Raw genomic sequence first — 23,994 nt, 5'->3', positions numbered from 1 at the left:
TGATTAGTAAACCAGTATTAATAGAAATTGTTAGGCCTTTTTGTACCCCAAATTTTTAACAAAATAAAGCCAAATAATGCCCCGCCAAGGTGAGCAAAATGTGCTACCGAATCGCCGGCAAACTGCCCGATACCGGAGAATAATTCGATAGCGATATAACCGATGACCACATACTTAGCTTTAATGGGTACAGGTATAAACAATATCATCATTTCTAAATTTGGAAACAACATGCCAAAGCCTGCCAGTATACCAAATACTGCACCTGATGCGCCTAACATTGGAAAATTAAAATAGGCATATAAAGCCTGCGCATTTTCCTGGCTCCCATACTGAAAATACGAAGCCTCTAACTCGGGGTGCGGTATAGTGAATCCACCTGTTATAGCATGTATTTGTATGGCTTGTACCGCCATGTAAAGAACATAACCGCCAATACCGGTGATAAAATAATAGTTAAAGAATTTTTTTGAACCTAAAGTATATTCCAGCATAGGGCCGAACATGTACAGGGCAAACATATTAAAGAATATATGCTGGAAACCCGCATGCATAAACATGTAAGTAAGTATTTGCCATGGCCTGAATGATGGTGAAAATGGATAATAGGCTGCTAAAATACTTTTCAGATCAATAAATTGACCCAATGCATAGGTTGCAATAAAAAAGATAACATTTATAATTAACAGGTTTTTTACAACCGGTGGAATATTAGCAAACGGTGATTGCATGTTTATATCAGGTAATTGTTATAAGTTAAGGTTATTTTTCAAATCGCTCGGCCAGTTCGTTCAATGTAAAGGTACTAATTACAGGCTTGCCATTTAGCGCAAGGTTTGGCATTTGGCAGGCAAAAAGCTGGTCAACCAATTGGTTCATTTCTTCCATAGATAATTTTACCCCCGCTTTAAGCGCTGCGTTACGGGCAAGCGAGCGGGCAAGGTTGTCGCGCTTATCTAACTTTAATATAGCAAGGTTGTTTTTAAAGCCTTCTAATAATTGTTCTAATAACTGGTGCTCGTTAGCGTTGGTAATATCAGCCGGTATACCTTCAACCACCACTGTGTTTTTACCAAACTCGCGTATGTCAAAGCCTAATGCCCTAATATCAGGTAATAACTCTTTCAATAACTCAAAATCGCTGCTGTTTAGTGTAACCGATTGCGGAAATAAGCTTTGCTGGCTCACTCCGGAATGGTTTTGTAATTGCTGTAAAAAACGTTCGTACAAAATACGCTCGTGCGCGGCTTGCTGATTAATAAGCATAAAGCCCGATTTTATCTGCGATAGGATGAACCTGTTATGTACCTGAAAGAATTGCTTTTCGCTGGTTTTACTGATATCCTGCTCATCAATAGGGATACTCTTTTCGGCATGCATCTCGTGCTGCAGGGTCTCCTCTTTTTTACCTATCTCGTATAAAGTGTCCCAGTTACGCGGTATGGCGCTATAATGATCGTTGGTGTTTCTCAAAAAGGGAATCTCTCGCTCTATCTTCTTTTCGGCCGCAAAAGGGTTAAAATCAGGGTTAAAGGCAATGGATGGTTGTATAATATCTTCAAAAGGTTTTGGGGTTATAAGGTGCCCTATGCTGTTCTCCTGGTCAAAATCAAGCGTTGGGGTAATATTGTACTTACCCAACGAGCGTTTTACCGCCGAGCGGATAATAGCGTAAATAGCCTTCTCGTCCTGGTACTTTATTTCTGTTTTAGTGGGATGTACGTTGATATCAATTTTTGAAGGATCGATGTCTATAAAAAGCACATACAGCGGGTAAGTTTCATCGGGCAATAACTCCTGAAAAGCCGTTAGCACAGCATGGTTTAAATAAGCGTCCTTTATAAAACGGTTATTTACAAAAAAGAACTGCTCGCCACGGGTTTTACGGGCAAACTCCGGCTTGCCTACAAAGCCCCGCAAATTAATAATGGTGGTATCCTCTTCTACAGGTACCAGGCGCTGGTTGTAGTTATTACCCAATAAATGCACTATACGCTGTTTTAGCGCTGCAGCCGGCAAGTGATAAACTTCCTGCCCATCATGGTGCATGGTTAAAAAAACCTGCGGGTTAGCCAGTGCCACACGCTGAAATTCGTCAATAATATGGCGCATTTCCACCGGGTTGCTTTTTAAAAAGTTACGGCGGGCAGGTGTATTATAAAAAAGGTTTTTAATAGATATGCTTGTCCCCGTCTTAGCAGAGCAGGCTTCCTGGCTTATCACTTCCGATCCTTCTATAACAATACAGGTACCTAATTCGTCATCGTGACGGCGCGTTTTTAATTCCACCTGTGCAATTGCTGCTATAGATGCCATGGCCTCGCCCCTAAAACCCATAGTGCGTATGGCAAAAAGATCTTCGGCCTTGCGTATTTTTGATGTAGCATGGCGCTCAAAGCACATACGGGCGTCGGTAAGGCTCATGCCGCAACCGTTGTCTATCACCTGTATCAATCCTTTGCCAGCATCTTTTAGTATTAACTGTATCTTATCGGCGCCTGCATCTATCGCGTTCTCTATCAACTCCTTTACGGCCGAAGCCGGGCGCTGTACTACTTCGCCGGCGGCTATCTGGTTAGCAACGGCATCCGGTAAAAGCTGTATAATATCTGGCATTAAAAAAAATCCCTCCTATTTCGATGCTAAATTAAATATTTGATAGCATAACTTTACCTTTACAAAGTTGTATATACTATTTACATTATTAATATTTACATCCACCTGTTCAAATCAATAAAATGAAGAAACTTTGGCCCGCGCTGCTTTTACTTATTGTAGCCTGTAAACAAAAAGAATATAACGCCGATCTGTTTGTAAAAAACGCGGTAGTTTACACGGTTGATAGCACCTTTACCACTGCTGATGCCTTTGTGGTAAGTAACGGTAAAATTATAGCTGTGGGCAAAGCCGATACATTAGAACAGAAATATTTGGCTAAAGAAGTGGTTGACGCAGGCGGTAAAGCGGTTTATCCAGGTTTTATTGATGCACACGCGCATTTTTTTGAATACGGCCTGGGCCTGCAGGAGGTTGACCTTACCGGCAGTAAAAGCTGGGATGCTATTGTAGATAGCGTGAGCAACTATGCAGGCAAAAATACAGAGGGATGGATAACCGGCCACGGCTGGGATCAAAACATATGGGTAAACAAGCAGTTCCCCTCTAAAGCCAAATTGGATTCGTTGTTCCCCGTGCGCCCGGTGCTGCTAAGCCGTATTGACGGGCACGCTGCCATTGCCAACCAGGCTGCTTTAAATATTGCAGGCATAAAGCCTGGTCAAACCATTATAGGTGGCACTATAGAAACTGTTAACGGTAAACTAACCGGTATATTAGTTGATAACGCGGTGGGCATAGTTACCCGTAAAATACCCGAGCCAACCGAGCAGGTTGTACAAAGCGCGCTATTATCGGCACAAAAAAATTGTTTAGCCGTAGGCTTAACCACTGTTGACGATTGCGGCCTGCCTTATACGCTAATTAACGTAATTGCACAACTACAACATAAAGGCGACCTGAAGATGCGCATGTACCTGATGCTGGCCGATAAGCAGGAAAACTACGATTACCTGTTTAAACGCGGCGCATACAAAACACCGGGCTTAAACGTACGCGCTTTTAAGGTTTATGCTGATGGTGCCCTGGGCTCGCGTGGGGCATGTTTGTTAAAGCCATACTCCGACCAAAAGAATTGGAACGGCTTTTTGCTAAGCCCTAAAGCGCATTACGATGAAGTAGCTAAAAAAATATACGAAAAAGGCTTCCAAATGTGTACCCATGCTATCGGCGACTCGGCTAACAGGGTGATATTGAAAGCTTACGCCGCTGTTTTAAAGGGCAAAAACGATAGACGCTGGCGGATAGAGCATTCGCAAATTGTTGCGCCGGAAGATGTTAAAATGTTTGGCGAGTATAGCATTATACCATCGGTGCAACCTACACATGCTACCTCTGATATGGTTTGGGCGGCAAAGCGCTTAGGCGCACAGCGCTTAAAATCGGCTTATGCTTATAAGGCCTTTATGCAGCAAAATGGCTGGATACCTTTAGGTACCGATTTCCCGGTTGAAAACATTAACCCCATGTATACGTTTTATGCAGCAGTTGAGCGCAAAGACCTTAAAGGATCGCCTACTGGTGGTTTCCAGATGGAAAACGCGCTTAACCGTACCGAAGCTTTAAAGGGCATGACCATTTGGGCAGCCAAAGCCAACTTTGAAGAAAAGGAAAAAGGCAGTATTGAAGTTGGTAAATATGCCGATTTTGTGATATTGGATAAAGATATCATGAAAGCCAAAGGCAACGAGTTACCTAATGTTAAAGTAATAAAAACGTATATAAATGGTGTTAAGGTTTATGAGAAAAAATAAGGGCGGGGCCTGTTTATTAGTATTGTTAGGTTTCGTTCTGTTTAATTCGGCTTGTGCGCAAAACCCTCCTTTTTTGGGTAAAGCTTATGTGGATGAACAAAACCTGGTAGCTCAATCAACCATATTGTTAAATAACGAAAAACAGCTTATCCCCTTACAACATCTTGATGCCATAAAGGTAGCCAGCATACATTTTGCAGGCACTTATGCTGCGGGTTTTGATAGTTTGCTAAACAAATACACCCAGGTATTATCTGTTAATGGTAACGACTATTTAGGCCCAAAAACGCTGGATAACCTAACCATGGATACTAAGTTTTATAACACACTTATTATCCACCTAACCGATGCTGATTTAAACAATCCGCAGATATTTGGCTTTATTAACAATAATCAAAAGCTTAAAAACGTCATAATTTCGCTGGTAGGCTCCAGCCAGGCACTTGCCCGGTTAAACGATGTTACCGTACCTATAGTTTGGAGCGAGCGGCAGTCTGTGGTATCGGCATTTTATAATTCCCAAGCCATTTTTGGCGGAGTGCCTGTTACACAAAGGCTTACCAAAAACATCTCGGCAAAGTACCATACAGGTAGTGGTTTCCTCACAAACAAGATACGTTTACAATACTCGGTACCCGAAGATGCCGGTATAAACGCCGATAACCTTACCGAGATTGACGCCATAGCACGTGAAGCCATTGCCAACCGTGCTACCCCGGGCTGTGTGGTATTGGTTGCCAAAGATGGTAAGGTGATCTTTAACAAGGCATACGGCTACCATCAGTATGATAATGCCCAACTGGACAAGCTGAACGACATTTTCGACCTGGCATCTATGACCAAAATATCGGCCACTACCATGGAGGCTATGCAATTGTACGACCAGGGCAAGCTGAACCTCGATTCGACTATAGGTACCTATATACCTATGGCCCGCAACACCAATAAAAACAGCCTGACTGTACGCGAGGTTTTAGAACACCAGGCCGGCCTTATCCCTGATATTCAAACCTTTGACAAGGTTAAACCAACCGACCACAGCACAGATTCATCTGCCTTATATACCACCAAGGTAAACGAAGGTTATTATTTAAGGAAGGGTTATTTTAACGATGTGATGTTCCCGGATATGCTGCGTTCGCCGGTTAAAACCCGTGGCCAGTACGTGTATAGTGATGTAAGCCTGCTATTTATGCAGCAGATAGTAGAAACCCTTACCGCCACGCCACTTAATACCTACGTACAGCAAAAGTTTTATAACCCGCTTGGGATGCAAACAGCAGGCTTTTTGCCTTTATACCGCTTTAGCCCTAACCAGATCATCCCTACAGAAGATGATAAAACAGACCGCCATTCCCTTTTAATAGGCTATGTACACGACCCTACCGCAGCCCTGATGGGCGGTGTAGCGGGCCACGCAGGCTTGTTTGCCAGCGCTAATGATGTGGCAATACTATACCAAATGATGCTTAACCGGGGCACTTACGGCGGCGTACAATACATTAAGCCTGAGACAGTTGACCTATGGACATCTAAACAATCGGAGGTTAGCCGCAGGGGTATAGGTTTTGACCGCTGGGACCCTATCCCTGAGCATAATTACCCATCGAAGCTGGCATCAAACATGGCCTACGGGCATACCGGTTTTACGGGTACATGTGTATGGGTCGACCCTAAGTACAACCTGGTTTACATATTCCTGTCAAACAGGGTACACCCTACTGCAAGCAGTAAATTGGGTAGTTTAAACATACGCCCACGCATCCAGGACGTAGTTTACCAGGCCATCAATAAAGGATTATAGAAAAGACAACAGGTGAGATTTCATATTCCACCCCTAAGCTAAAAAATTCCACTCTTTTGCTCGTCCTGCTGTGGGCGATTCTTTATTTTTCGTTTTTTTTCGTTCGCCTCGCCTAACTAAGATAAAAAAAATCCGCATATAAACAATATGCGGATCATGTTTTTTAATTTCCGGGGTTTAATCTATCCACTCAAATTTGGTGTATGGCACCAATACCTCCGGCACTTTAATGCCTTTGTCGGTTTGGTTGTTCTCCAGCAATGTGGCTACTATCCTTGGCAGGGCAAGGGCACTGCCATTTAGGGTATGCGCCAGTTGCGTCTTGCCCTCGGCGTTACGGAAACGTAGTTTCAGCCTATTTGCCTGGAAGGTCTCAAAGTTAGATACCGACGATACCTCCAGCCAGCGCTGCTGTGCCGCGCTCCAGGTTTCCATATCGTAGGTTAGGGCGCTACCAAAACCCATATCGCCGCCGCAAAGGCGCAGCACGCGGTAAGGCAAGCCCAACTTTTGTAATAAGCCCTGCACATGGGTGCTCATATCTTCCAGCACCTCGTACGATCTATCCGGATGCGCCACCTGTACTATCTCCACCTTGTCAAACTGGTGCAAGCGGTTCAGTCCGCGCACATGGGCGCCGTATGAGCCCGCCTCACGGCGAAAACATGGGGTATGTCCGCAATTCTTCACCGGTAGCTCATCAGCCTTTAATATCACATCGCGGTACATATTGGTAATAGGCACCTCGGCGGTTGGTATCAGGTACAGGTTATCAATCCCTACAAAATACATCTGGCCCTCTTTATCGGGCAGCTGACTGGTGCCAAAACCCGATGCCTCGTTCACCATCAGCGGCACGCTTACTTCGCTGTAGCCCGCCTTTTCGGCCTCGTCAATAAAAAAGTTAATGAGGGCGCGTTGCAGCTTGGCACCTTTATTTTTATAAACCGGGAAACCTGCCCCGGTTATTTTAACACCCAGTTCAAAATCTATCAAATTGTATTTAGCTGCCAGTTCCCAATGCGGTAAGGCATTGGCAGGCAGTTGGGGTATAGCGCCATTTTCAAGCACCACCTCGTTATCTTCGGGGGTTAATCCTTTGGGTACAGACGAGTGCGGCAGGTTGGGCAACAGCACCAATTTATCCTGCAGTTCTTGCTCTATAGTGGCTAATTGCTCTCCAAAGGCTTTACCTTCTTCTTTCCATTTGCCGGTATTGGCTTTAATGGCTTCGGCCTCATCTTTTTTACCTGTGCGCATTAGCTCGCCTATTTGTTTGGCGGCACTGTTAGCCTGCGATGAAACATTATCCAACTGGTTTTGTGTTTGACGCCTGTTCTCGTCTAATTTGATGATCTCGTCGACCAATTCGGGCTGTTTAAAATTTTTTACAGCCAAACGTTCTAAAACCTGTTCCCTGTTATCGCGGATATAACTAACTTGCAGCATTGATATTATTTTAAACGACAAAGATATTTTTTAAGTAGCAGTTTTAAGTAGCAGAAGCGGTTTTTTTTAAACGCGAATATTATCCTGCCACTGCAACCGCTACCTCCACCATAAACCATGAGCACAATAGGTAAACTATACTTAGTACCCACACCCATAGGCAACCTGGAGGATATGACCTTTAGGGCCATACGCGTTTTAAAGGAGGCCGACCTGATACTGGCCGAAGATACGCGTACCAGCGCGCCTATGCTGAAGCATTTTGATATACAAAACAAGGTGTTTGCACACCACCAACATAACGAGCACCAAAGCAGTAACGAGATCATCAAGTTTTTACTGATGGGCCAAAACGTAGCGCTGATATCTGATGCCGGCACCCCGGCTATATCCGACCCCGGCTTTTTTTTGGTGCGCGAGGCTTTAAAGTTTAACATTGCGGTAGAGTGCCTGCCCGGCGCTACGGCCTTTGTGCCAGCACTGGTTAACTCGGGCTTTCCTACCGATAAGTTTTGCTTTGAAGGTTTTTTGCCGCTTAAAAAAGGCCGCCAAACACGCTATAAAAAACTGGCTACTGAAGAGCGTACCATTATACTTTACGAATCGCCGCACCGTTTATTAAAAACGCTTGATGAAATGGCCACCTATTGGGGTGCCGACAGGCAAATATCCGTATCACGCGAGCTGACAAAAATGTTCGAAGAAACGGTACGTGGCACCGTTACTGAAGTAAAGGCCTATTTTGAAACTCATCCGCTAAAAGGTGAATTTGTGCTGTGCATAGCGGGCGCGGCAGGATAAAATTGTTGATATGGCAGATATAGATGACTATCTACAAAGCGTAAAAAAGCAATTTGCATATTACCGCTCACTTGGCGAAAAGACCTTTGCCCAGGTAAACGATGATGCCTTATTTTGGTGCTATAACGATGAAAGCAACAGCATTGCCATTATAGTGAAGCATTTATGGGGCAATATGCTATCGCGATGGACAGACTTTTTAACCAGCGATGGCGAAAAAGAATGGCGGCAGCGCGATGCTGAATTTGAGAATGACATTAACAGCCGCGAAGAATTATTAAGCAAGTGGAACGAGGGATGGGATAGCCTTTTTGCAGCGCTTGATACGGTTAACAACGTTAATTGGCAACAGGATGTGTTTATCCGCAACGAGCGGCATAGCATTATGGATGCCATTGAGCGCCAGGTAGCACATTACGCCTACCACGTTGGGCAAATAGTTTTTATAGGTAAAATGATAAGCGGCGACCAATGGAGATCGCTAACTATACCTAAAGGCAAAACAGGAGAGTTTAATAAAGGAATGATGAAAAAGTGATATGTGCTGTTGCGGTGACGTAGCGAATAACAAAGCGTCATTGCGATCCGTTGGCTAACGGAGTAGCAATCTCCCGATAGACATGGCTGTCATACAGGGCGCATATGCACAGTTCTGAGATTGCTTTGTCGCTACCGCTCCTCGCAATGACGTGGCGGATAACATTAATTAAAATATTAAAGTCCTCTCGTTTGGAGAGGATTTAGGTGAGGCAAATGAAAAAAAACATACTCTTATCCATATTCTCGGGCTTGCTGCTGTTTACGGCATGGCCGCCAACGCCGTATACCACTATTTTGCTGTTTGTTGGGCTGGTGCCTATGCTGCTGGCTATAGAAAACATCATTAATTCAGCTTCGGCAAAAAAGGGTAAGCAAATATTTAATACCACCTTTTTAGGCTTTTTTATTTGGAACACATTATGTGTTTACTGGGTATATAACTCCTTAAAGATAATCGGACCGGTAATAGCCCTGCCTGTATCATTGATACCTTATGCGCTGGGGCCATTGCTAATGGCTACGGCCTGTTTGCTGTATTACCGGTTAAGGCTGTTAAGCAACCGCGGTATAAGCCTAATTGGCCTGGTTTGCTTTTGGATAGGCTACGAATACCTGCATCAAAACTGGGACCTTAACTTCCCTTGGATGACCCTGGGCAACGGCTTTGCCACTACCCACCAATGGGTACAATGGTACGAATACACGGGCGTATATGGCGGTACCATTTGGGTTTGGGCGGTAAACATACTGGTGTTTTTACTTTACATAGGCTTGCACGAAGCGCAGGCAAAAGCGCTGCGTAAAAAGCTGGTTATGGCCCTTTCGCTGGTATTGGTGTTACCGCTTGGCTTCTCGCTGTATCGTTACTATAGTTACCAGGAACAGGTTAATCCCTCAAACATAGTAGTAGCACAGCCCAATATCGATCCTTATGAAAAAGAAGGTACCATCCCCGTTTACGAGCAGATAAAAACCTTAACACAGTTGTCAGATTCGCTGGGCCAGCCCAATACCGAGTATTTTATATGGCCCGAAACAGCCATTGTCGGCGCAATGGATGAAGAACATGTTTATACCAATAACTACTATTTACAGGTACGGCAATTCATCAATAAATATAAAAACGGCAATGTGTTAACCGGCGGCGAAAGCTACCATTTGTATGATAAGCTAAGCAACCAAACTGCCAGCCCTACAGGTGATGGGCGTTTTATAGACAATTACAGTTCGGCTATCAATATCGAAAACTCCTCTAAAGTGCAGTTTTACCATAAATCGCATTTAGTACCTGGTGCAGAGGCTTTACCCTTTGCCAATGCGCTTTTCTTTTTAAAACCTGTTTTCGCGCATTTAGGCGGGGCAACGGGCATGTACACCAAACAAGTTAAACCAAGCGTGTTTTATTCGCAAAGCGGTATAGGCGCGGCGCCTGTTATTTGTTTCGATTCTATATGGGGGGCGTGGGTAGCCAAATCTACCAATGATGGCGCGCAGTTTATTGCCATAATTACTAACGACGGTTGGTGGGAAAACACATCGGGTAAAGACCAGCACCTTGATTATGCCAAGCTGCGCGCTATAGAAAGCCGCCGCTGGGTATGCCGCAGTGCCAACACGGGTATATCTGCCTTTATTAACCAGCGCGGCGACATCGTACAGCAAAGCAAATGGTGGGTTAAAACAGCCCTAAAGCAAGATATAAACCTAAACAGCGATGTTACCTTTTACGCCCAATATGGCGATTACCTGGCAAAACTGGGGAGTATATTGGCCATTATTGGAATAGGCTTTTTATTGGTGATGCGCTTTAAAAAGTTAAATTCTGGCGCTAAGTCGCAAAGACGCTAAGTCATCCTGAACTTGTTCTGCCCTTGTTGATATTGTCATCATAGGTGTTCGGAAGGTTAAATAGTGCCGGAAATGTGCGATTCCTTCCCTGGGGAAGGAGGAGGTAGGGGTTAACAGGCGTTCAAGCCAATTATAACCATTGTTTATATAAACCCCTCCCTGCCTTTACGCTCATTTCTAACCGCACCCCTCCCCGAGGAGGGAATTAAAAAGTCTTGCGAACAACTATGGTGTTGTCATCAACAAGCCGCCATGCATTCAAACAATCTATTTGTTACCTGTCCTGAATGTTGTTGGAGACAAACCAAAAACGGCATAATATCTAACATTTAGCCCTATGCGTTCCGCTTAATAATAAACTCCAGCAGATCATTAATGGGCTGGCGGATGATCTTGCCTACATGAACCCCGTTCTCTTTACAAACGGCTTTAAGCTCGTCGGCAAAAACAAAAGCTATCGAGCCTACAAAGTGGCATTTGAATTTACCGTAGGTAGGGTACGATTTTACGTTGGTATCTACAAACTCCTGGAAGATGTTTCTGAGCAGGTTTTGCGCGTACTCAGTCTCCCTGATCTCGCTTATAAAGCGCGAGAACGATGCCAGGTAGGTGTTGGCCGCAGGTGCCTGGTATACATGTTCTATAACCGTTTGCTTATTAAGATGGTAGGCTTTGTCAAATTTGGCATTGATATCCGCAGGCATTTTTCCATATAAAAAGTCGGTTACCAGCGTTTTACCTATAATGGTGCCTGCACCCTCATCGCCCAGTACATAGCCAAGGCCGTGCTGGCCGTCGTGTATATCTTCGCCATCAAAAAACGATATGTTTGAGCCAGTACCTAATATGCAGCAAAAGCCTTTCTCGTGCCCGCAGGTGGCGTATGCCGATGCCAGCAGGTCGCTATCAACACTGATGTACGATTTTGTAAAATAGGTGCTTAGCGCGTTAGAGATGATCTCGTGCCTGTCGGGACTGGAGCAGCCCGCGCCAAAAAAGTATATCTCATCTACCTGGTTAGCCAGGGCCAGCATATCGGGCACCTGATCGTGCAGTATTTTGGCAATTTCTTTTTCTGTTAAAAAGTATGGGTTTAATCCGGAAGATTTAAAGGCCCGGGGCTGCTCACCAGGTGTTGAAAGCAGCCAATCTGTTTTTGATGATCCGCTATCTGCTACTAATATCATGTACCAAGTTCCTCAAGCGCTTCGTGGGTTAGCGGTTTATGCACAAACTGAGCAATGTACTTATTGTCAGATGATCGGCGCATATCGGCAGGGTCGAGCGATGAGGATAGCATAAATATCTTTACCTCTTTTCCCATATCGATGTGCTCAAATTCATCTAAAAACTCAAAGCCGCTCATTTGTGGCATACGAATGTCTAAAAAAATCACGTCGGGCTTAATCGAGCCGTCACGCAGGGCATCTAATGCTTCGTGCGGCGATTGTTTAACAATAATTGTTTGGGCAAAGTGGCCGTTCTCTAAAATTTTGCGCGTAACAAAGTTGTCAATGTAATTGTCATCAATGAGCAGGCAAGTGTTATAGCGAACAGACATAGTGTTCAAAATTAATCTTTTATGGCAATATTAAATATTTTATTGAATATTTATACTGTTGGTTATTTGTTTTAACGTAACCTCGGCCATTTTAGCCTGGTATTGCGCCGAAAAAAATCGGGAAGCCGCATCCAAATAATTCCTTTGCGCTTCGCGGATCTCTAATGGGGTGATGTTACCCAGCCTGTATTTCTCTAAGGAGATATCTAAATTCTTACGCGCCAGCTCGATGTTTGACTGCCCCAGCTTTATCAGATCAAGGCCCGAAAGGTAAACTACATAAAAATTGCTTATCTGTGCCTCTACATCTAAACGGGTTTGTTTATCGTTTAGTTCGGCGTTATCTATCTGCAATTTGGCATTGCGCTCGCGGCGCCATTGGTTAAAGCCATCAAAAATATTGATAGATGCTACCAGCCCGTAGTTAAAGCCATGTGCATTTTGCCTTAACGTAAAACCAGCCGGTGTGCGGTTATTGGTAAACGTATACCCCGATGTTAGCCCCACCACCGGGTAGCGGGTTGCCTTTACCTGCTTTAGGTTGATATTAGCCAGCTGTTTATTTATTTGCGCGGCCAGTATATTGGCATTTTGGGTTTGGGCCCTGGCAATAATATCGCCAAGCAGCAGTTTTTCGTCTACTATAATGGTATCGGTTACTGCAAAATCGGTTTGCAGGTTGCGAACCAATAATTGGTTTAGCTGTATTTTGGTTTGCCTGTATTGCTGCAACTGGGTTACCAGGGTAGCGGTATCAGTATTTAAATTCACCTGTGCGTTGTAAACCTCCAGTTTTGATACCCGGCCAACTTCAAATTTATCGTTAGCATAGCGCAGCTGCGTGCGCGATATCGCGATAGCGCCTTGCAAGGCCTTAATCTGTTCGGTTTGGCTAACCAGGTTGTAGTAGGTGTTTATAACGTTGGCAACGGTACTTTGTATGGTATCCTGCAAGCGTACAGCGCCTAACTTATCCAGTTGTTTTAGCTGGTCGTAATTGGCAAACATGGCAAAACCGTCAAAAATGGTCCAGTTAAGGTTAACGCCATAGTTAAGGTTAGAGTTATGGGCATTACTAATGTTATTTACCGTACCATCGGTACGGGTTTGCTTGGTGGTTTGTATACTGTTGGATGATGTAGCATCGCCGGTTACTACCGGTAAAATACCCGCGTTACCCAGCGTTACATTATTTTTTGATATGGTTGAATTATTTTGCGACAGCTGTATGTTATAGTTATTCTTCAGCGCTGTATCAATCGCATCCTTCAACGTAAGCAAAGGGGCATTTTGCGCCCTTAACCCTGCGGCAAATGCTGAAAAGCAAAAAATCAAGCAAATTATTTTTTTGATATTCATATTGCTTAAAGTTTTTCTATCAGTTTAATTTCTTTTGGCTTAGGCTCGTCTATTATTTCTGCATCCGGGTCGCGGCGGGTTTTTGAGGCCATCACCAGGTACATGGTTGGTATAACGTATAAGGTTAACACCAACGAAAACAGCATACCGCCAATAATTACAATACCTAACGATATACGGCTTGTAGCACCCGCACCCAACGCAAACGCAATAGGTACCGAACCTAACACAACAGCCAAACTGGTCATTAATATTGGGCGCAAGCGCGATGTAGCCGCCTCAACCACGGCCTCGTACTTACTAACGCCATGCTCCATGCGCTGGTTGGCAAACTCTACTATTAAAATACCGTTTTTGGTTACCAAACCTACCAGCGTAATAATACCTATCTCGCTAAATATATTAAGCGTTTGGTCGAACAGCCAAAGTGATATAAAGGCACCTGCTATGGCCAGCGGCACGGTTAGCATTACTATCAGCGGGTCTACAAAGCTTTCAAACTGGGCGGCAAGCACCAGGTATATCAGCAATAGCGCAAAGCCAAACGCAAACACAATATTTGATGAACCTTCGGCATAATCGCGCGATGGGCCGCTAAGGGCTGTGCTAAAGGTATCATCTAACATGCTTTTTGCTATGCGGTTCATTTCGGCAATACCATCGCCTACGGTTTGGCCCGGCGCAAGCCCTGCCTGTATAGTTGCCGATTTATACCTGTTAAAGTGATAAATAGACGGCGGACTGGCGCTTTCGGTAACTTTAACAACGTTATCTAACTGTACCAGCGTGCCCTTGCTACTGCGCACATATACTGATTTAAGGTCGAGCGGCTGGTCGCGGTTGGCGCGGTCTACCTGGGCTATTACCTGGTATTGCTTACCGTTTATCAAGAAGTAATCCAATCGGCCTGCACTGTAATAAAGCTGCAAGGTTTGGGCAATATCCTCAACGGCTACACCCAAATCGCGGGCACGGTCGCGGTCGGTAACTACCCTTAGTTCGGGCTTGGTAAATTTAAGGTTAACGTCCGTTCCCTGAAAAACCGGGCTTTTTGCTACTTCGGCAAAAAAATCGGGCAGCACCTTGCGTATCTTCTCAAAGTTTTGGTTTTGTATAACAAACTGCACCGGTAACGATGTACGCGCGCCGCTACCTCCACCACTAATGGTTTGCTCCTGCACCACAATGGCACGTGCATCGGGCATTTGGCTTAATTTTTTATTCATCCAGTCGGCCAGTTGCTGCTGGGTTCGGGTACGCTCCCCAGGCGGTACCAAACCAATACGGCCAAAGCCCGAGTTTGCCGAACCGCCGCCACCAAACGATGGCGAAACAATTTCGAGATTAATATTAGCTTCGGGGATAGAATCGGCCACCAGGTCGGCAACCTTATCCATGTACCTGGTCATATACTCGTAAGTAGCACCTTCCGATCCGGTTACCGAGTAGCGTAACAAGCTGCGGTCATCCAGTGGCGCCAGCTCAGACGGAGTTATTACAATGAGTATCCAGGTGATGATCAACGAAGCACCCAATATCACAAACGATACCCATTTCTTTTTCATAAAGTTAACCAGTGTTTCGGTATACGAACTGGTCATGTTTTGAAAGAAAGGCTCCGTCTTTTCGTAAAATTTAGATTTCTTTTGGTTCTTGCGTATTAGCTTTACGTTAAGCATTGGTGTTAACGATAGCGACACAAAAGCCGATATTAACACCGCCCCGGCGACGACGACCGCAAACTCGCGGAACAACCTGCCAGTAAAGCCCTGTAAAAACACAATAGGTAAAAACACAGCCGCCAATGTTACAGATGTAGAGACCACCGCGAAAAATATCTCGGCCGAGCCTTTAAAAGCCGCTTCGCGGATGGCCATCCCCTCCTCTACCTTTTTATAAATATTCTCGGTTACTACTATACCATCATCAACCACCAAACCGGTGGCCAACACAATGGCAAGCAGGGTTAATATGTTGATGGAGAAGCCGAAGATATACATGATAAAGAACGCGCCTATGAGCGATACCGGGATATCTATCAGCGGGCGGAAAGCGATTAACCAATCGCGGAAGAAAAGGTAAATAATGATTACCACCAGTATAAACGATATCAGCAACGTTTCTTTTACCTCGCTGATAGAGTTGTTGATGAACCTGGTGTTATCAAGCGCCACCTTCACGGTAATATCGGGCGGCAGATCTTTTTTTATCTGATCAAGCCTTTTATAAAAATCCTGGGCTATTTGTATGTAATTGGCGCCGGGCTGCGGCACTACGGCCAGGCCCACCATGGGCACGCCCGATTCTTTCAACGATGTTTCTTCGTTTGCCGAACCTAATACCGCGTAGCCAATATCACTCAGCCTTATTACCCGGTTACTATCCGCACGGATAATAAGGTTGTTAAAATCTTTCTCGTTTGTTAGCTTTCCCAGGGCACGTATGGTTATCTCGGTATTGTTACCTTCAATTTTACCCGCAGGCAACTCTACGTTCTCGCGGGTTAATGCCGCGCCAATATCGGTGGCGGTTAAGCCCAAGGCCGATAGCTTGGTGGGGTCTATCCATAAGCGCATGGCATACTGGCGCTGGCCCTGTACGTTAATGGTACTTACACCCGGTATAGTTTGCAGGCCCTCTAACAATACGTTCTCGGCGTAATCATCTACCTGGGTTATGTTACGTGTATTACTGCTTACTGTTAAAGTGATGATCTGGTCGGCGCTGGCATCGGCTTTGGTTACTACCGGCGGGGCATTAATATCCTGCGGCAACTGGCGCTGGGCCTGGCTCACCTTATCGCGCACGTCGTTGGCGGCAGTTTCAAGGTCGGCATCCAGGTCAAACTCTACGGTGATGTTGCTTGAACCTACCGAGCTGGTCGACGATATATTACGGATACCCGGTACACCGTTTATGGCTTTTTCAAGCGGCTCGGTTATCTGCGATTCAATAACATCTGAGTTGGCACCCGAATAGCTGGTAGATACCGAAATAATTGGCGGATCGACAGATGGGAAATCGCGTACACCTAAAAATTTGTACCCAATTACACCAAATACCACGATTACAACAGACATTACTGTTGCAAGCACGGGTCGTTTTATACTTACTGAGGATAAACTCATACGGGGTTACTGAATAACTTTAAGGATCTTTAATGGAGACTTAGGGCGAATTTGTATCAAGCCCGATATAACAACGCTATCCCCGGCTTTCAGGCCTTCAACAACCTGTATCTTGGTGTCGGTACGCAGGTCGGTTTTTACGTCCTTACTTACCGCTACGCCGTTTTTATACAACCATACCTTGCTGCTTTTTAAGTCGGGTATTACACTTTGAGTGGGCACCATTATGGTTTTAGGTATTTGGTCGAGCGTTAAATTTATTTTGGCAAAAGAACCTGCTGTAAGCAAATTGTCGTGATTAGGTGCCTCCGCACGCACGGTTATTGTACGTGAGGTAGCATCCAGCGCGGGCTCTATGGCATACACCGTAGCCGAAAAGGTATTGCGGGAGCTTTCTACATTAAAAGTAACCTTGCTGCCTTTACCAATAATAGGTAAATACCGCTCAGGTACCGAAAAGGTAAGCTTTGCAGGGTCGATATTAACCAGCGTAGCAATAGGTGTAGATGGCGACAGGTAGCCGCCCGGGCTAACACTTCTTAAACCAATAGTGCCAGAAAATGGGGCGCGTATTTCGGTACGGGCCATTTGCGCACGTACAACATCGGCCTGTGCTTTTAACGAGTTTAATGATGATAGCGAAGTTTCGTATTCTTCTTTGCTCACGGCTTCTTTTTGCAGCAATATTTTATTGCGGTTCTCAATATCGCGGGCCAGTATCATTTGCGCCTGTATTTGTTGTAACGATGCCTGCAGATCCTGGTTGTAAACCTTTACCAGCAGCTGTCCTTTTTTTACACGGGTGCCCTCTGTAAAATATATACCGGTAATATTACCCGCGGTTTGGCTTACCAGGTTTACCTTTTCATTAGCATCAATAGTACCGGTTATGTCTATCTGGTTGCTTACCGCGGTATCCTTAACAATCATTATATTAACACTAACAGGTTTGCCCCCTTTACCGCCCTTGCCGCCTTTAGCATCTTTACCGGCACCGCCGCCTTTACCTGAGCTGGCTAAAGCAGCGTCCCGTTCTTTGGCACGCTCACTAAAAAACTTATTATAAATTAAAAACGCGACAAGCAACGTAAGCAAGGTGTAAATAATATATTTTGTCTTCATATCAGCTTATCGTGGTGTATTGGTTTGGTTTAAGCATGTAAATATAAAATGTTTAACTACTTTTAAAATATGCCGCAAACATCAAAAAAAGGCTAAGCGTTTTTAGCTGTTTACAGCAAGGCTGCAAAACTAACCGCTTAATCCTCAATTTGATTGCATGTATCAACCATTTTACATCGCAAGTATTTTGGCCGGTTTTTAAAAAAACATAAATTTTATATCTTGCCACATGAAAAAAATTCAACTAACTGCACTGGTTTATCTAACTCTGTTTTTTATGAATATTACTACAGGCAGCGCAGCCGGCCTTGCTAAAATATCTTATACGGTTACCTTCCCCGAAGCACAGGCACATTATGCTGATGTAGAAATGACCATAAGCGGGTTAAACCAACCTTCGCTTGATCTTAAAATGCCGGTTTGGGCACCGGGCTCGTACCTGGTAAGGGAGTTTGCAAAAAATATCGAAACCTTAACCGCAACTGCCAACGGCAAGGCCGTTGCTGCCCCCAAATTAAATAAAAACACCTGGCACATTAACACTACAGGCGTAAATACGGTTACAGTTAAATACAAGGTTTATGCCTTCGAACTATCGGTACGTACCAGCTTTATTGATGCATCGCATGCATTCCTGTCAACCACAGGGATATTTTTGTACCCAAAAGGTATGCTTGCCCAACCCTCAACCATCCATATTAAGCCTTACGGCGAATGGTCTAAGGTATCTACCAGTTTAGAGATGGTTAACGGCGACACTTTTACCCGCACCTCGCCAAACTTTGATATCCTGTACGATTCGCCGTTAGAAATTGGCACCCAGGATATTTTCACTTTTGACGCGGCTGGCGTTAAATACGAGGTGTGTATGTATGGCGGCGGTAATTACGATAAAGAACGCCTTAAAGTAGATATGGCTAAGGTTGTTGAGGCCGAAACCGCTGTATTTGCCGAAAACCCTAACAAGCACTACACTTTTATTGTACACAACAAACAACGTAACGGCGGTGGTTTAGAGCATTTAAGCTCTACAGTATTAGGCGCTTCAAGGGATTCGTACAAAAATGAAGGTGCCTACCAGGGCTTTTTAAGTTTGGTTGCGCATGAGCATTTTCACCTTTGGAATGTAAAGCGCCTGCGCCCTATTGCCTTAGGCCCCTTTGATTATGATAACGAAAACTATACCACCAACCTTTGGATAGCCGAAGGCTTTACTGCCTACTACCAGTATAAAATACTGCGACTTGCGGATATATCATCGCCCGAAACCTATTTGACAAATGCGGTTAGCGACGTTAACACCGTAGAGAATCAGCCGGGCGCCAAAGTGCAGCCGTTATCAGAGTCGAGTTTTGACGCATGGATAAAATCGTACCGCCCTAACGAAAATTCGTATAACACAGGTATTTCTTATTATGATAAAGGCGCTGTTTTAGGCATGCTGCTCGATCTGGAGATAATTAACGCCACCGGCGGCAAGCAATCGCTTGATGATGTAATGAAATACATGTACGATACTTACTATAAAGGTAAAAAACGCGGCTATACAGATGCTGAGTTTAAACAGGGTTTTGAAAAATTCGCGGGTAAAAATCTTGACGAATTTTATGCCAAATACATTAATGGCTTAGCCCCTGTTGATTATAATAAATACCTTGGCTATGCCGGTTATAAACTGGTTGATGCGCTGGCCGATAAAAACGACCCCTCGTTAGGCATATCAACAAGGCAAAATAACAATAAAGTGTACGTAACCATGGTTTTACGTGGTAGCCCGGCCTGGATTGATGGTATAAACGTTGGCGATGAACTGGTATCTGTTGATGGCACACCGGTTACCGATGTTGCCAATATTTTAAACGGCAAAAAGGTAGGCGACAAAATAAGCGTTATTGTAAACCGGGATGGCATGGCCTTTACCTTGCCGGTAACTTTATTAAGAAATCCTACGGTAAAATACAGCATTACCGATGCAGGCAACGCTACAGCCCAACAACTGGCCGTTCGTAAAAAATGGCTTAAGCTATAACGGTAGAAACAATACAATATGCAACCCCTCTTTGGTACAATCCACAGAGGGGTTTTTCTTTTTAAGAAATTTTTAAAACATTTATGAGTACTTTAATATTATAAGGGTAGAAAAACATAAATCAAAAAAAAATCTATCTACCATGAATTCACTACTTTACATCATAGCCGTTATACTTATTATAGGTTGGGCTATTGGGGTGTTCTTTACTGCTGCAGGCAGTTTAATACATGTACTATTAGTTATTGCTGTTATAGCATTTATATTAGGCATTATACGCAAACCAACGGCGGTTTAAATTTCCGCTTAAAGCATTAAAGGCTCCGATGTCTTATCGGGGCCTTTTTAATTAACCCCAGGCATGAATATACCCTTTACCCCACAATTACTTGGCGACCTGATAGAAAAGGGATACACTTATGTATTGGCCAGTACCAACCAGCCCGGCACCGGCATTACACTTAGGCCGGTAAGAGAGAAACCCGACTTAAATACGCTGCCTGACGGTTTTGAAACCTTTTATAAAATAACCCGCGAACCCATGCAAATGGCTTGTGGTGTAGATGGAGTAACTATTGAGGTAGATTACGCTACCAGCAACCCGTCTATTACCGGTCAGGATATTTTTGACGATAGTTATTTTAGGATGAGCGAAGACTTTTTTAGGCAGGTACTGGAAAGCCTGGAAGATTACGCCGTGTTTACTACTGATAAAAATGGCACTATAAATAGTTGGAATCTGGGCGCCGAGCATGTGTTGGGCCATAAAGAAACAGAGGTAATTGGCGCAAGCGCCGAAATACTTTTTACACCCGAAGACAGGGCCAATGGCATACCCGCAAAAGAATTGCAAACCGCTATTAATGAGGGCCGTGCTATTGACGAGCGCTACCACATGCGTAAAGATGGCTCCCGCTTTTGGGGCAGCGGTTTAGTGTTCCTGTTATTTGATGACGACCATAAACACCGTGGCTTTACCAAAATTATGCGTAACCTGCGCGAACAGCAACAAGCCGAGGTTGCTGCATCAAAAAGCTAAACAGCCTTTTTAGTAATTATTTTTGATGCTATAAAGGCAAATGTACCCTGCAATAGCCCGAACACTACTCCAAACACGGGCGCCATTACCAGCATAGCCACCCTTGGGTGTGTGCTTAAATATGCCCCCATATTGTTACTCATGGCTGCAACATCCGGGTGATGAGCCGCATAGCTGGGATAAAACCACATATGTATGGTGGTTATCCAAACGCTGTTAAGCAGGCTTAACAAAAACCCATGTAAAAAATACTTGCCGGGGCAAACCCTTGCTATGACAATAGCACAAAAAATAAAAATGAAAAGCCAAAAGGCGGGTTCGACATTTTGCGGGATAAGCGATATGGTACCAAAGGCCATGATCAACCCAAAAATGGAAAGCTGTGTGATAAGTTTTAAGTTCATAAAAAAGCCGGTTTTACTTAGTTATGTAATTGAATACATAAAGCTAAATAATTCCGGCTAATTAACTACTGATCTGACTATTATAATTTTGCGGCCTTTGTTGTTACTAAAATGACGCCATTATTGCCTTTAGTGCCATATAAAGCCTTTGCGCTCGCGTCTTTTAATATGCTCACACTTTTAATACTTTGCGGATCAATAGACTTTAGTGCTGCATAAGTGCGCTCTTTACCATCAATTATAACCAAGGCATCGGGAGTTGTTGGTTTATGGGTGTAGTTTGATCCATCTGACCCTACCATCAGCGTTATTTCTTTTGATGGAGCTATGGCTATTTTATCCACTGCACTTTCGCTTTCGGCAGGTATACTACCCATCCGTGTGTCGGCTGGTTTACCGGTAAGGCTAAAGTTAATTGGTATAGTATATTGCACCCTTACCAGGCGGCCATTTTGTACACCCGGTTTCCAGTTAGGCGATTGCTGCAATACCCTCAATGCTTCTTCATCGGTGCCATTGCCTAAGCCGCGTACAACTTTAAAATCACTTAACGATCCATCCTTTTCTACCACAAAGGTTATAATTACCCTGCCTTCTGTTTTGCTTTCACGCGCCTTGGTCGGGTACTTTATATTTTTTGCTATATATTTTTCAAAGGCGATTTGTCCGCCAGGGAAAGTTGGCTGCTGCTCCACAGCCATAAAAACCTGGCTGTTATTTTGTTGTTGAGCGTCGCCCAGTTTTTCGTCGGGGCCATCTGCTACTAAGGAAAAGTTAATAGGCACGCTGTACTGTGTGCGTACCGGTGAGCCATTTTGTTTACCGGGTATCCATTTTGGCGATGCGGCTAATATCCGCAGTGCTTCCTTATCAATATCAGGGCTTACGCTGCGTACAATGCTAATATTTGATAACGAGCCGTTTTTCTCGACAATAAAGGTGGCTATTACTCTACCCTGTATATTGTTTTCGCGCGCTGCTTTAGGGTATTTTACTGCTTTTGACAAGTATTCGCTAAAAGCGCTTTGCCCGCCCGGAAAAGATGGTAAGTTTTGAACCGCAGTATATACCTTACTTTTTACTACAGGCACGGTGTCTTTATTTGCAGTAGCCGTTTGCTGATCCTCGGATTTTAACATCGTTATATCTGCGTTGTTTGGCTTCGCCGGTTTTGCCGTGGCGTGTTTAGTTATGCTTGTCACCGTAACCTCGTTTAACGACATATCAGTTACCGGTTTTTGAAATATTTGCCCCGCCTTGTAATTAATAGTCGTGATAGCCTTGCTATTGTTAATGGTAGCTGATGACAGTACCAGCATCAATATAAACAATGGCGCCGACAGGCCATACTTAGCCAGCTTTATGCGCTGCGATTTATTTTTCTGTAACATCATAATACGTTGTTTTAATAAGCTATGGTTATAAAAAGGATTAACTAAACGGTGTGCCGGGGCCTCAAAAGTTTGGCTAAGCAGTAGTAAGGCGTAGTCGGCTTTGTTGGCACCTGTGGCCAGTGCCTGCCTGTCGGCTATAAATTCGTGTATATGCTTAATAGCAAAGCGGTACAAGTAAACAATAGGGTTAAACCAGTTAACTATCATTACCGCTTCAATAATAAGCACATCGGCACTATGCCATTGCTGGGCGTGCACCTGCTCGTGTTTCATAATTACATCGCGGTCGGCAACATCGTTACCCAGCTTTATCTTCTTAAAAAACGAATAAGCCGCCGATGGCGCAGGTTTATTGATCACTTTATTCAGCAAAATTAATTGCCAGGCCAGTTTAACCGTTAATACAGCAGCACCTGTTATATATAATATGGTAAACAATTCGCCCATGGTATAGGGTGCATCTTTTATTGGCGCGTATGCCGCTATGGTAACCGCGCCGCTATTGTATACAGCAAATTGCACCTGCTTAGTTATAAACAGGCCCTGCACCCACTGGCTTTGTATAAGCGGTATAAAAAACGACAGTAACGCCGCGCCTACCAAATACACACGGTTAAGCTGAAAAAACGTTTCGCGGCGCAGCAACAAAGCATAAAAGCCGTAAAACAGCGTCAGGTAAATATTTACCAGCAATAAATAATGCCACCAGTTCATAACTATTTGTCTTTTAGTTTTTCAATCAGTTTCATAATCTCATCGGCCTCTTTCAGGTTAATTTTTTCTTTCTTCACAAAAAACGAAAGCATCCTGTTTACCGAGTTATCAAAGTAGCCAGTCAGAAGTTTGTCGGCAGCAAATGTTTTATACTGCTCTTTACTAATTACCGGGTGATATTCGTGGCTTTTGCCATAAGCGGTGTGGCCAACAAATCCCTTGGTCTCCAAAATCCTGATAATAGTTGATACTGTGTTATATGCCGGTTTAGGTTCGGGCAATACATCCAGTACATCCTTAACAAACCCCTTTTGCAACTGCCACAGCACCTGCATTATTTGCTCTTCGGCACGGGTTAACTCTTTAATTTCCATTTAAGTACAATGATTAGTAATTGGTTAATGCTAAGTTATAAAGTATAAAACAAATTAA

General features: G+C 44.1%; 19 protein-coding genes. 8 read left to right on the top strand and 11 right to left on the bottom strand.

Annotated features, from left to right (window positions below; translation table 11 throughout):
- Positions 1 to 17: 17 nt before the first annotated feature.
- Positions 18 to 731 (bottom strand): rhomboid family intramembrane serine protease, encoded by a 714-nt coding sequence (locus FFF34_015145; GenBank protein TSD63900.1) that lies wholly within the window; start codon positions 729 to 731, stop codon positions 18 to 20.
- Positions 732 to 762: 31 nt separating this feature from the next.
- Positions 763 to 2,616, bottom strand: coding sequence for a DNA mismatch repair endonuclease MutL (mutL, locus tag FFF34_015140; GenBank protein TSD63899.1), 1,854 nt, complete (start codon positions 2,614 to 2,616; stop codon positions 763 to 765).
- Between the two features lie 122 nt (positions 2,617 to 2,738).
- On the opposite strand from mutL, the gene FFF34_015135 reads away from it, so the two are divergent.
- Both FFF34_015135 and FFF34_015130 read left to right on the top strand, forming a co-directional pair.
- The gene (locus FFF34_015135) at positions 2,739 to 4,370 is read left to right on the top strand and encodes an amidohydrolase (GenBank protein TSD63898.1); all 1,632 of its coding nucleotides are present in this window, start codon (positions 2,739 to 2,741) and stop codon (positions 4,368 to 4,370) included.
- Positions 4,357 to 6,174 (top strand): serine hydrolase, encoded by a 1,818-nt coding sequence (locus FFF34_015130; GenBank protein TSD63897.1) that lies wholly within the window; start codon positions 4,357 to 4,359, stop codon positions 6,172 to 6,174. The genes FFF34_015135 and FFF34_015130 overlap by 14 nt, the downstream gene beginning before the upstream one ends.
- Positions 6,175 to 6,351: 177 nt before the next feature.
- Here the strand turns inward: FFF34_015130 and serS are convergent, their stop codons facing one another.
- Complete coding sequence (serS, locus tag FFF34_015125; protein TSD63896.1) at positions 6,352 to 7,623, bottom strand: serine--tRNA ligase; 1,272 nt, start codon at positions 7,621 to 7,623, stop codon at positions 6,352 to 6,354.
- A gap of 117 nt (positions 7,624 to 7,740) precedes the next feature.
- On the opposite strand from serS, the gene rsmI reads away from it, so the two are divergent.
- From rsmI to lnt, 3 genes are all read left to right on the top strand, one after another.
- Entirely contained in the window at positions 7,741 to 8,424 is a 684-nt protein-coding gene (gene rsmI / locus FFF34_015120; GenBank protein TSD63895.1) for a 16S rRNA (cytidine(1402)-2'-O)-methyltransferase, read from the top strand.
- A gap of 10 nt (positions 8,425 to 8,434) precedes the next feature.
- Positions 8,435 to 8,962 carry a DUF1572 domain-containing protein gene (locus tag FFF34_015115; protein TSD63894.1) on the top strand — a complete coding sequence of 176 codons (528 nt, stop codon included), beginning with the start codon at positions 8,435 to 8,437 and terminating at the stop codon, positions 8,960 to 8,962.
- Between the two features lie 215 nt (positions 8,963 to 9,177).
- Positions 9,178 to 10,812, top strand: a complete 1,635-nt coding sequence (gene lnt / locus FFF34_015110) for an apolipoprotein N-acyltransferase (GenBank protein ID TSD63893.1) — start codon at positions 9,178 to 9,180, stop codon at positions 10,810 to 10,812.
- Between the two features lie 335 nt (positions 10,813 to 11,147).
- Here lnt and FFF34_015105 read toward each other — a convergent pair whose 3' ends face one another.
- The 5 genes from FFF34_015105 to FFF34_015085 are packed head-to-tail and all read right to left on the bottom strand — an operon-like array spanning position 11,148 to position 17,982.
- Positions 11,148 to 11,999, bottom strand: a complete 852-nt coding sequence (locus tag FFF34_015105) for an N-acetylglucosamine kinase (protein TSD63892.1) — start codon at positions 11,997 to 11,999, stop codon at positions 11,148 to 11,150.
- On the bottom strand, positions 11,996 to 12,373 hold the full coding sequence (locus FFF34_015100; GenBank protein ID TSD63891.1) for a response regulator: 378 nt from the start codon (positions 12,371 to 12,373) through the stop codon (positions 11,996 to 11,998). Before FFF34_015100 ends, FFF34_015105 begins: the two co-directional genes overlap by 4 nt.
- A 39-nt stretch (positions 12,374 to 12,412) precedes the next feature.
- Positions 12,413 to 13,732 carry a TolC family protein gene (locus FFF34_015095; protein TSD63890.1) on the bottom strand — a complete coding sequence of 440 codons (1,320 nt, stop codon included), beginning with the start codon at positions 13,730 to 13,732 and terminating at the stop codon, positions 12,413 to 12,415.
- A 5-nt stretch (positions 13,733 to 13,737) separates the two neighbouring features.
- Positions 13,738 to 16,860, bottom strand: coding sequence for an efflux RND transporter permease subunit (locus FFF34_015090; protein TSD63889.1), 3,123 nt, complete (start codon positions 16,858 to 16,860; stop codon positions 13,738 to 13,740).
- 6 nt (positions 16,861 to 16,866) lie between these two features.
- Positions 16,867 to 17,982, bottom strand: coding sequence for an efflux RND transporter periplasmic adaptor subunit (locus tag FFF34_015085; protein ID TSD63888.1), 1,116 nt, complete (start codon positions 17,980 to 17,982; stop codon positions 16,867 to 16,869).
- Between the two features lie 277 nt (positions 17,983 to 18,259).
- Here FFF34_015085 and FFF34_015080 point away from each other — a divergent pair, with 277 nt between their 5' ends.
- From FFF34_015080 to FFF34_015070, 3 genes are all read left to right on the top strand, one after another.
- Positions 18,260 to 20,011: a M61 family metallopeptidase gene (locus FFF34_015080; GenBank protein ID TSD64175.1), complete on the top strand. Its 1,752-nt coding sequence runs from the start codon at positions 18,260 to 18,262 to the stop codon at positions 20,009 to 20,011.
- A 142-nt stretch (positions 20,012 to 20,153) separates the two neighbouring features.
- On the top strand, positions 20,154 to 20,309 hold the full coding sequence (locus FFF34_015075; GenBank protein TSD63887.1) for a lmo0937 family membrane protein: 156 nt from the start codon (positions 20,154 to 20,156) through the stop codon (positions 20,307 to 20,309).
- A 63-nt stretch (positions 20,310 to 20,372) separates the two neighbouring features.
- The gene (locus FFF34_015070) at positions 20,373 to 21,050 is read left to right on the top strand and encodes a PAS domain S-box protein (protein TSD63886.1); all 678 of its coding nucleotides are present in this window, start codon (positions 20,373 to 20,375) and stop codon (positions 21,048 to 21,050) included.
- Here the strand turns inward: FFF34_015070 and FFF34_015065 are convergent.
- From FFF34_015065 to FFF34_015055, 3 genes are all read right to left on the bottom strand, one after another.
- Positions 21,047 to 21,454 carry a hypothetical protein gene (locus FFF34_015065; protein TSD63885.1) on the bottom strand — a complete coding sequence of 136 codons (408 nt, stop codon included), beginning with the start codon at positions 21,452 to 21,454 and terminating at the stop codon, positions 21,047 to 21,049. The genes FFF34_015070 and FFF34_015065 overlap by 4 nt on opposite strands.
- A gap of 80 nt (positions 21,455 to 21,534) precedes the next feature.
- Positions 21,535 to 23,562 (bottom strand): TonB family protein, encoded by a 2,028-nt coding sequence (locus FFF34_015060; GenBank protein TSD63884.1) that lies wholly within the window; start codon positions 23,560 to 23,562, stop codon positions 21,535 to 21,537.
- 2 nt (positions 23,563 to 23,564) lie between these two features.
- Positions 23,565 to 23,936 carry a BlaI/MecI/CopY family transcriptional regulator gene (locus FFF34_015055; GenBank protein ID TSD63883.1) on the bottom strand — a complete coding sequence of 124 codons (372 nt, stop codon included), beginning with the start codon at positions 23,934 to 23,936 and terminating at the stop codon, positions 23,565 to 23,567.
- Positions 23,937 to 23,994: the final 58 nt, after the last annotated feature.

Origin of the sequence: Inquilinus sp. KBS0705 (assembly GCA_005938025.2) — a bacterium.
In the GTDB taxonomy this organism is placed as follows: Bacteria; Bacteroidota; Bacteroidia; order Sphingobacteriales; family Sphingobacteriaceae; genus Mucilaginibacter.
This window is presented reverse-complemented; position numbering and strand designations above follow the sequence as displayed.